The following is a 10,071-nucleotide window of genomic DNA, read 5'->3' as shown; positions in this document are numbered from 1 at the left end:
CGCGTCCGCCGGGACGGACGGCCCCCGGCCCGGCGCGGGCGGCGCCACGCCCCCGCCGTCCCCGGCGCAGGAGCGGCTCTGGCTGCTCGACCGGCTCCGTCCCGGCGGCGCCGAGTACACCGTCCCGCTGCTCCTGCCGATCCCCGGCGGCGGCACCGCGGACGTGGAGCGGACGCGGCGGGTCATGGCGGCGCTCGCCGCCCGGCACGCCGTCCTGCGGACCCGCTACCCGGCCGCGACCGGTGAACCCCGCCCCGTCGTGGACGACACCGCGCCCCTGGACGTGTCCGAGGCCAAGGCCGAGACCGGGGCCGACCTGGACCAGGCCGTCGCCGCGGAGGTCGCGCGCGGCTTCGACCTCGCGGACGGCCCCGTCTGGCGCGGCCTGCTCCTGCACGGCCCGGACGGCGCCCACGCGCTGCTGACCGTCCACCACATCGCGTGCGACGGCTGGTCGTCGGCGGTGCTGGAACGCGAGTTCGCCGCGCTCTGGGCCGACCCGGCCGCCGAACTGCCCCCGCTCCCGGTCGACTACGGCGACCACGCGGCATGGCAACGCGACCGGCTGGACGGCGAACGCCTGGACGAACTCCTCCGCTACTGGCGCGACGCGCTGAACGGCGGCGAACCCGCCGAACTCCCGGCCGACCGTCCCCGTCCGGCCGTCCGGGACGGCGCGGGCGCACTGGTGTCGTTCGAGGTGCCCGCCGCACTGGCCGAGGCCGTCGCCGACGCCGGGCGCAAGGCCGGCGCCACCCGCTACACGACGCTGCTCACCGCGTTCGCGGTCCTGCTCGCCCGGCACACCGGACGCTGGGACCAGCTCATCGGGACCCCGGTCAGCGGCCGCCTGAACCCCGCGACGGACGGCGTCGTCGGCCCGTTCCTCAACACCCTCGTGCTGCGCTGCGACCTCGGCCCGGACCTGCGCGCCGACCGGGCCCTGCGCCGGGTGCGCGGCACCGTCCTCGGCGCGCTGGCCCACCAGGAGCTGCCGTTCGAACGGCTCGTCGCCGACCTCGACCCGCCGCGCGACCCGTCCCGCACCCCGCTCTTCCAGGTGATGTTCGACCTGCACGAGCACGGCGTGACCGCGCCGGGCGCGGAGGCCGCCGCGGGGTCGGCGCTGCGCCGCGGCTGGCGCGCCGCCAAGACCGACCTGACCCTCGTGCTGCACCGCACCCCGGACGGAGCCCTGACCGGCGCGCTGGAGTACGCCACCGCGCTGTTCGACGAGGACACCGCCCGGCGCCTCGCCGACCGCTACCTGCGGCTCCTCGAAGCGCTCGCCTCGGCGGACCCGGCCGCGACCCTGGACGAGCTCGACCCGCTGCCCCCGGCCGAACGCGACCGCGTCATCCGGAGCTGGAACGCCACCGGCGTGCCGCGCGACTGGCGGCGTCCGCACGAGATGTTCACCGACCGGGTGCGGGAGCGCCCGGACGCGGTGGCCGTGCTGGACGCGACCGTTCCCGGCGGCACGGCCTGGACGTACGCCGAGCTGGACGCGCGCGCCGAGGCGTGCGCGCAGGTGCTGCGCGCGGCGGGCGTCGGCGTCGAGACCGTCGTCGGTGTCCTCCTCGACCGCACCCCCGACCTGCTCGCCTGGCTGCTCGGCGTGTGGCGCGCGGGCGGCGCGTACGTGCCGCTGACGCCGGGCCTGCCACCGGACCGGCTCGCCCACATGCTGGCCGACTCCGGCGCGTCCGTCGTGGTCGCCGCCGCGCACCACCGCCCGCTCGTGGACGCCTCGTTCGACGGCGTCATCGTGTCGCCGCGCGCGCCCGACGCGGTGCCCGTCCCGTCCACGTCCGCGTCCGGGGTGGGTGCGGTCGCGCGGCGTGTGCCGGACCGGGTCGCCGATCCCGGGACGCTCGCGTACGTGATGTACACGTCGGGGTCGACCGGGCGGCCCAAGGGCGTCCAGATCGAGCACCGCGCGCTGGCGAACCTGCTGCTGTCGGCGCGCGACCGGTTCGGGGGCGGCGGGACCTGGCTCGCGCTCACCGCGGCGACCTTCGACATCTCCGGCCTGGAGCTGTACCTGCCCCTGGTCACCGGCGGCACCGTCGTCCTCGGGGACGAGCGGCAGGCCCGGGACGGCCGCGCGGTCGCCGAGACGGTCGCCGCGCACGGCGTCACGCACGTGCAGGCCACACCCTCGGGCTGGCGGCTGCTGCTCCAGGCGGGATTCCGCGCCCCGGACGCCGTCGCGCTCGTCGGCGGCGAGGCGCTGCCGCCCGACCTGGCCGCGGGGCTGCGCGCCCGCGTGGGCCGCCTCACCAACGTCTACGGGCCGACCGAGACGACGATCTGGTCGACCGCGTGGGAGGTCCCGGCGCGGCCCGGCCGGGTCGCGCTCGGCGAGCCGCTGCAGAACACCACGGTGTACGTCCTGGACGACCGGCTCCGTCCGGTGCCGCCGGGCGTGCCGGGCGAGCTGTGCATCGGCGGGACGGGACTGGCGCGCGGCTACCGGGGCCTTCCCGGGCAGACCGCCGAGCGCTTCGTCCCGGACCCGTTCGGGCCGCCCGGCGCGCGCCTCTACCGGACCGGTGACCTCGTCCGCGCGGACACCGGAGGCCTGGCCTACCTGGGCCGGGCCGACGACCAGGTGAAGATCCGCGGCCACCGGATCGAACCCGGCGAGGTCGCGGCGGTGCTGCGCGGCCACCCGGACGTCCGGGACTGCGCGGTCGTCGCCACCGAGTTCGGTGCGGAACTCCACCTCGCCGCCTACGTCGTCCCGGCCGTCCCCGGCCGAGACCCCGATCCGGACGCGCTCGCCGCGCACTGCCGCTCGGCGCTGCCCGAGCACATGGTGCCGCTGGCGTTCGTCCCGCTCGCGGAGCTGCCGCTCAACACGAGCGGGAAACTCGACCGGCGGGCGCTGCCCGCCCCCGGCACGGCGGGCGGCGACGACGACGTCCCGGTGCCGCTGTCCGACCCGGTGCGGGAGGCCCTCGCCGGGCTGTGGAGCGACCTGCTCGGCACCCCCGTCGAGCACGCGGGCCGGGACTTCTTCCGCAGCGGCGGCACCTCACTGCTGGCCGCGAAGCTGGTGGAACGCGTCCGCGCCGCCCTCGGCATCGACCTCCCGCTCACCGAGGTGTTCGCCCGTCCCCGCCTGGCCGACCTCGCGGACCTGGTCGGGGACCTGCTCCGCGCCGACCTCTCCCGCCTGGACGAGCGGCGGCTCACCGACGAACTGGGCCGTGAGGAGGTGGACGGCGAACCGCGCCGGGCCCGCTGAGGCCCGGCGCGGTCCGCGGGAAGGGGGTGGCGCCGCGGGGCCGCACCACCCCCTCCGGTCAACGGGGCGGCCGCGTGGCCTGCCGGACGGAGATGCCGCGCCAGTCCGTGCCCGCGTCGGGAAGGCCGCGGCCGGCCCGCGCGGTGTCAGTGAGCGCCTGACGAATCATTTGGGAGACCTTTCCATATTCCGTTCGGACCCGTTATCGACTCAGTTGAGTTTCGCACCCGGGGTCACGGCCCCGGAGGATTCCGGCATGGGAGAACAGGTGAATTCTGAGGCACCCCTATCCGTCGGGCAGGAAGCATTGTGGTTCCTGCGGGAACTCGCGCCCGAGAACGCGGCGTACAACCTCGCGTTCGGGCTGCGGCTGCGCGGCCGCGTGGACGAGGACGCGCTCGCCCGGAGCTGGGCGGCGGTCGCGGCGCGGCACGGCATGCTCCGGTCGGGCTTCACGGAGGCGGCGGGACGGCCCGTCCGCCGCACCGATCTCGGCCCGCCGGGCCTGGAGACCGGCACGGCCATCGGGCGGGACGGCCTGCGCGCGGCGGCGCGGCAGGCGGTCGCCGAGCCGTTCGACCTGGCCGGGGGAGCGTTCCGGCTGCGGCTGCTGCGCGGGCCGGGCGACATCTCGGCGCTGGTGCTGGTCGCGCACCACATCGCCAGCGACGCCCGCGCGCACGGCATCGTCCTGCGCGACCTGTTCGACGCCTACGAGGCGGGGCTCGCCGGGCGCGTCCCGGAGTGGGCGGCGCCCGCCGGGGACTACGCCGACCACGTCCGCGCGGAGCGGGCCGTCCTGGACTCGCCGCGGGTGGCGGCCCTGGAGAGGCACTGGCGCGCGGTGGCGGACGGCGCGGAGGACGTCGAGCTCCCCGCCGACCGGCCGCGCCCGCCGCGCCGCGCGTTCACCGGCGGCACCGTCGAGCGGGTGCTGCCGGCCGCGCTGGCCGGACGGATCCGCGCCGCCGCCCGCGGGCTCGGCGTCACCCCGTTCACGTTCCTGCTCGCCGCGTTCCAGGCGGTGGTGCACCGGTACTCGCGGTCCGAGGACTTCCTGGTCGGCTGCCCGCTGACCACGCGGATCGGCCGCGCCCACCGGGAGACCGTCGGCTACTTCGTCAACACCGTTCCGGTGCGGGCCCGGATCGGGCGCGGGACCGCGTTCGGGGAGCTCGCGGCCGCAGCGCAGGAGCAGATGACGGGCGCGCTCGCGCATGCTCGCTACCCCGTCGGACGGCTCGCCGGGGACCGGGCGGGTCATCGCGACCCGGCCCGCTCCCCGCTGTTCCAGCTCACCTTCACGATGGTCGCCGCCGACCCGGAGGAGCCGCTGTCCGCGCTCGCCCTCGCCGGGGAGCACTCGACGGCCGAGGTGCGCCGCGCCGGGCTGCAACTCGGCCCGCTCGACCTTCCGCAGCAGGAGGGCCAGTTCGATCTGGCGTTGGAGATCGTGGACGCGGACGGCCTGCTCAAGGCCGTCGCGCGCTACGACGGGGCGCTGTTCGAACCCGGCAGCGTGGACCGGCTGCTCGGCCACTACCTCACGCTCGCCGGGGCCGTCGCGGACGATCCGGGCCTCGCCGTCCGGCGCGCTCCGCTGATGGACGCGGCGGAGCGCGCGGGCACCCTGGCCCTCGGCGGCACCGGACGGCAGGGCGTCACGGGACGGCAGGGCGTCACGGGACGGCACGGGGCTCACCACTCCACCGGGCGGGGACGGCCGGAGGTGTAGCGGAACCGGCGCAGCCGGATCCGCTCGAGCCCGTCGCCGCAGCGCGCCGTGACGGTGCGGGCCCCGCCGCGCAGTTCGGCGGCCCAGAACATGTTCCGGATGATGATCTTCTGCGCCGGGCCGCCCGTGGCCCGGCCGCCGAACACCACCTCGACGTCGGAGCACCCCGGGGGGAGCTGGCCCCAGGCGACGGCCCACGCGCCGCCGCCCGGCTGCCGGCCGCGCCACGCGCCGCGCACCAGCGGCGAGCCGACCGAGTTGATGACCGAGATGTCGGCGAGCACGTCACCGGCGAACACCTCGAAGGCGGGCCGGCCGCGCATGCCCCGGGCCGCGTGCACGGTGATCCCGCTCAGCGGCAGCCGGACCAGCGGCGGGGAGACGTGCTCGAACACCGGTCTCATGCGCTTCCTCCCGGACCGCGGCGCGCGGGGTGCGCCGTCGGCCTCAGTCTCCAGTCGAGCCTTGCATGTGTCAAGACTTTATTACAGGTATAAATTCTCACTGGATTGGATGCGGAGGGTGCCGCCTAAACGCACTCGTCAGAACTTGTATAGGGCGCGTATGAGCCCGCCGAAGCACCCTGGTCGCACCGGTGGAACGAACCCTTCCCCGCCGGTTCCGACACCGGTGAAAGGTGGCACGTGAACAGCGGCCCACTGAAAGGGATCCTCGACGCCGTCGGCGGCACCCCGCTGGTCGAGCTGCCCGCGCTGGCGGCCGGCGCCGGCTTCCGGCTCTTCGCGAAGCTGGAGCGGTTCAACCCCGGCGGCAGCATCAAGGACCGGACCGCGCTCAGCATGGTCCGCGAGCTGGTCGAGCGTGGCGACCTCGTGCCCGGCCGCTCCACGGTGGTGGAGTCCAGCTCGGGCAACCTCGCGGTCGGGCTCGCCCAGATCTGCCGCTACTACGGGCTCCGGTTCGTGTGCGTGGTGGACGTCCGGACCACCGAGCAGAACCTGGCGATCCTGCGCGCGCTCGGCGCCGAGGTCGAGCGGGTGACCGAACCCGACCCCGACTCCGGCGAGTACCTGCCGGTCCGGCTGCGCCGGTCCCGCGAGCTGGTCGAGTCGATCCCCGGCGCGTACTGGCCGAACCAGTACGCCAACCCGCTGAACCCGCGGGCGCACCGGGCGACCATGGCGGAGATCGCCGCCGACCTGGACGGCCGGGTCGACGTTCTGGTCGCCGCCGCCAGCACCTTCGGCACCCTGCGCGGCTGCGCCGAGTACGCGCGCGACGCGGGGCTCGACACCATGATCGTCGGTGTGGACGCGGTCGGCAGCGTCATCTTCGGACCGGCCCCCGAGGACGCCGCGCCCCGGCTGATCCCCGGCCACGGCGCGTCCGTGCGGCCGCCGCTCGCCGAGCCCGACCTGGTGGACCGGGTCGTGCACGTCACCGACCTGGAATGCGTGGTCCAGTGCCGCCGCCTGGTCGGCCGCGAGGCGATCCTCGCGGGCGGCTCGTCCGGCGCGGTGCTGGCCGCCGTGGAACGGCTGCGCGGGGTGATCCCCGAGGGCGCGAACTGCGCGGTGGTCCTCCCGGACGGCGGCGACCGCTACCTCGACACGATCTATTCGGACGCCTGGGTGCGCCGGCACTTCGGCGAGGTCTCCCATCTCTGGAAAGAGCGGACATGAACGAGAACGAGCGCTACCTGGTGGTCCGGAACGACGAGGAGCAGTACTCCCTCTGGTGGTCCGGGCGGGAACTGCCCGCCGGCTGGCACGCCGAGGGCACCGAGGGCACCCGCGAGGAGTGCCTGGAGCACATCGGCCGGGTCTGGACCGACATGCGCCCCCTCAGCCTGCGCCGCCGCCTCGCCGAGCGCGCCCAGGACACCCCCGGGCACGCCCCGGGCCCGGAGAGCCCGGCGCCGGACGCCCAGAACTCGAAGGCGCAGAACCCGGAGGCGCAGGACTCGGGCGCCCAGAACTCGAACGCCCAGGACTCGGAGGCGCGCGACCAGGAGACCGCCGGGAGTCCTTCGTGAGTTCGCTCGCCGAGCTGTTCGCCCGGCAGGCGGCCTGGACGCCACGGGCCCCGGCCCTGCTCACCGACCGGGGCCCGGTGGACTACGCCGAGCTCGACCGCCGGTCCGCGGCGCTCGCGGCGGAGCTCGCCGCGCGCGGTGTCGGACCGGAGAGCCGCGTGGGCGTGCTGCTGCCCCGCGGCCCCGACCTGGTCACCGCGCTGCTCGCGGTCTGGCGCGTCGGCGGCGCGTACGTCCCGCTGGACCCCGAGCACCCGGCGCGGCGCTCCGCGCAGGTGCTCCAGGACACCGCGCCCGCCGTGCTGGTCACCGGAAGCGACGTCCGCGTCCGGCCGTCCGACCTGGGCGCGGACGCGCCGGTGGTCCACGTCGAGGACGCCTACGCCGGGCACCGCGACGCGCCCCGCACGATCGTGCCCGCCGACCCCGACACGGCCGCGTACGTGCTGCACACCTCCGGGTCCACGGGCCGTCCGAAGGGCGTGGTCGTGACGCACGGAGGCATCGCCAACCGGGTGCTGTGGACGGTCCGCCGGCACCGCCTCGGCCCCGCCGACCGGATCCTGCACAAGACCGCGGTCACCTTCGACGCCGCCGGATGGGAGATCTTCGCGCCGCTGGTGAGCGGCGGCGCGGTCGCGATCGCCCCGCCCGGCGCGGACCGCGACCCGGCGCTGCTGCTGCGCTCGGTCGCCGCGCACCGCGCCACCGTGCTCCAAGTCGTCCCGTCCCTGCTGCGGGTGCTGGTCGGCGAACCGGACTGGTCCGGCTGCGAGACGCTGCGGCTGCTGTTCAGCGCGGGCGAGCCCCTGGACGCCGAACTCTGCCGCCAGCTGCTGGAGCGGCACGGCTGCGAGATCTGGAACACCTACGGCCCGACCGAGTGCGCCATCGACGTCGCCGCGCACCGCGTGGACCCGGCCGTGCCGAGCGGCCCGGTGCCGCTCGGCCGCGCGATCGACCGCACCCGGCTGCGCGTCCTGGACGAGATGGGGGAGCCCGTCCCCGTCGGCGTGCCGGGGGAGCTGTACGTCGGCGGCGCGGGCGTCGCGCGCGGCTACGCCGGACGCCCGGACCTGACCGCCGAACGGTTCGTCCCCGACCCGTACGGCCTGCCCGGCGCCCGGCTCTACCGGACCGGCGACCTGGTGGCGTGGCGCGCCGACGGGCGGCTGCGCTTCCTCGGCCGGATCGACCGGCAGGTCAAGGTGAACGGCGTCCGGATCGAGCCCGCCGAGGTGGAGGGCGCGCTCACCGCGCACCCCGGGGTGGGCGCGGCCGCCGTCACCGCGCGCGACGGCCGGCTGGTCGCGTACGTGACCCCGGCGCGCGGCCTCGCGGTCGCGCCCGCGGGCGTCGAACTGCGCGCCCACCTGCGGGACCGGCTGCCCGCCCCGATGGTCCCGGCGGTGTTCGTGCCGCTGGCCGAACTGCCGCTGACCGCCAGCGGCAAGATCGACCGGGGCGCGCTGCCCGCCGGGGACGGCCCCGGCCCGTCCGCCGACCGGCGCCCGCTCAGCGCCGCCGAATGGACGGTCGCCGAGTGCTGGATGGAACTGCTCGACGGCGCCCGGCCCGGACCGTCCGACGACTTCTTCAAGCTCGGCGGCCACTCGCTGCTGCTCGCCGGGCTCGCCGCCCGGCTGCGCGAGCGCACCGGCGCGCCGGTGGACGTCGCCGACCTGTACTCCGCCGCGACCGTCGAACGGCAGGCCGCGCTCCTCACCGCCGCGCGCCCCGCCGCGGGCGACGAGGGTGACGGGGCCGTGCCCCGGGCGCGCCGGGACGGCCCCCAGCCCGCCTCGCACGGCCAGCGCCGGATGTGGCTCCTGGACCGGATGAACCCCGGCGCCGCCGAGTACACCGTCCCGCTGATGCTGCGCCTGGACGTGACCCCCGACGTCCTGGAACGCGCCCTGACCAGGCTCGCCGCCCGGCACGAGGCGCTCCGCACCCGCTTCCGCATGGACGACGCCGACCTCGTCCAGGTCGTCGACCCGCCCCGCCCGGTGCCCGTCCGCGTCGTGGACGCCGAGCCCGGCGCGCTCCCCGGTCTCGTCGCCGCCGAGGTGGCCGAGGGCTTCGACCTCCGCGACGGCCCCGTCTGGCGCGGCACGCTGCTCCGCGAGCCCGGCGCCGTCCCGCTGGTGCTCCTGACGTTCCACCACATCGCCTGCGACGGCACGTCCCTGCTCGTCGTCGAACGCGAACTCCGCGAGCTGTGCGCGACCGGCGCCGCGGAGGACGACGTCCCCGACCCGGACCGGATCGACCACGTCGACTACACCACCTGGCAACGCCGCCGCGTCGAGACGCGCGCGGCCGCCGACCTGGACCACTGGCGGCGGACCCTCGCCGGGGCCGAGCCGCTGGACCTGCCCGCCGACCGCCCCCGTCCGGCCGTCCGCGACGCGGCGGGCGCCGTGGTCCGCTGGACGCTGCCCGCCGACCGGGCGCGGCAACTCGTCCGCGTCGGGCACGCGCACGGCGCGACCCCGTACACGACCCTGCTCACCGCGTTCGCCTGCCTGCTCGGCGGGTACGCCGGGACGCGCGACCTGCTCGTCGGGTCACCGGTGTCGGACCGGGTGCGGCCGGAGCTCGAACCGGTCGTCGGGTTCCTGTCCGAGACCCTCGTCCACCGGCTCGACCTTTCCGGCGACCCCGACTTCGGGACGGCGCTGACCCGCGCCGCCGCCGTGGTCCGCGCGTCGCTCGCGCACCGGCACGTCCCCTTCGACCGGCTCGTGGCCGAGCTGGCCCCCGGCGCGGACCGCTCCCGCACCCCGCTCTTCCAGGTCATGTTCGACCTCCAGGACGACGGCGTGAGCGGCCCCGCCGAGGACCCGGCGGACGCCGGACTCCTGGACCACGCCTGGCGGGTCGCGCGCACCGACCTGGGGCTGACCGTCCGGCGCTCCGCCGACGGCGCCCTCGCCGGACGCTTCGAGTACGCCACCGCGCTGTTCGGCGAGACGACGGTGCGGCGCCTCGCCGACCGCTTCGTCCGGCTGCTCGGCGCCCTCGCGGACCGCCCGCGCGTCCCGGTCGGCGACCTCGCCACCGCGACCGGCGCGGAGCGGTGCG

At 76.6% G+C, this 10,071-nt stretch carries 6 protein-coding genes; 5 read left to right on the top strand and 1 reads right to left on the bottom strand.

Going from position 1 to position 10,071, the window contains the following annotated elements; translation table 11 throughout:
* Both EBO15_RS41320 and EBO15_RS41315 read left to right on the top strand, forming a co-directional pair.
* The coding region (locus EBO15_RS41320; protein ID WP_122199902.1) for a non-ribosomal peptide synthetase at positions 1-3,253 on the top strand (3,253 nt) is incomplete at its 5' end.
* 256 nt (positions 3,254-3,509) lie between these two features.
* On the top strand, positions 3,510-4,988 hold the full coding sequence (locus tag EBO15_RS41315; protein WP_122199901.1) for a condensation domain-containing protein: 1,479 nt from the start codon (positions 3,510-3,512) through the stop codon (positions 4,986-4,988).
* On the opposite strand, the gene EBO15_RS41310 is transcribed toward EBO15_RS41315, so the two are convergent.
* Positions 4,952-5,392, bottom strand: a complete 441-nt coding sequence (locus tag EBO15_RS41310) for a hypothetical protein (protein ID WP_122199900.1) — start codon at positions 5,390-5,392, stop codon at positions 4,952-4,954. The two genes, EBO15_RS41315 and EBO15_RS41310, sit on opposite strands and share 37 nt — an antisense overlap.
* Positions 5,393-5,632: 240 nt before the next feature.
* On the opposite strand from EBO15_RS41310, the gene sbnA reads away from it, so the two are divergent.
* The 3 genes from sbnA to EBO15_RS41295 form a co-directional block, all read left to right on the top strand.
* Complete coding sequence (gene sbnA / locus EBO15_RS41305) at positions 5,633-6,631, top strand: 2,3-diaminopropionate biosynthesis protein SbnA (protein WP_122199899.1); 999 nt, start codon at positions 5,633-5,635, stop codon at positions 6,629-6,631.
* Positions 6,628-6,984 (top strand): MbtH family protein, encoded by a 357-nt coding sequence (locus tag EBO15_RS47515; protein WP_122199898.1) that lies wholly within the window; start codon positions 6,628-6,630, stop codon positions 6,982-6,984. The genes sbnA and EBO15_RS47515 overlap by 4 nt, the downstream gene beginning before the upstream one ends.
* A partial coding sequence (locus tag EBO15_RS41295; protein WP_122199897.1) for a non-ribosomal peptide synthetase occupies positions 6,981-10,071 on the top strand: 3,091 nt, incomplete at its 3' end. The genes EBO15_RS47515 and EBO15_RS41295, both read left to right, overlap by 4 nt.

It is taken from the genome of Actinomadura harenae (assembly GCF_003696215.1).
GTDB lineage: Bacteria > Actinomycetota > Actinomycetes > Streptosporangiales > Streptosporangiaceae > Spirillospora > Spirillospora harenae.
This window is presented reverse-complemented; position numbering and strand designations above follow the sequence as displayed.

Excerpts from the sequence above, each read along its gene's own strand:
- EBO15_RS41315 (WP_122199901.1), top strand. The coding sequence starts at position 3,510 with ATGGGAGAACAGGTGAATTCTGAGGCACCCCTATCCGTCGGGCAGGAA.
- EBO15_RS41310 (WP_122199900.1), bottom strand. The coding sequence starts at position 5,392 with ATGAGACCGGTGTTCGAGCACGTCTCCCCGCCGCTGGTCCGGCTGCCG.
- EBO15_RS47515 (WP_122199898.1), top strand. The coding sequence starts at position 6,628 with ATGAACGAGAACGAGCGCTACCTGGTGGTCCGGAACGACGAGGAGCAG.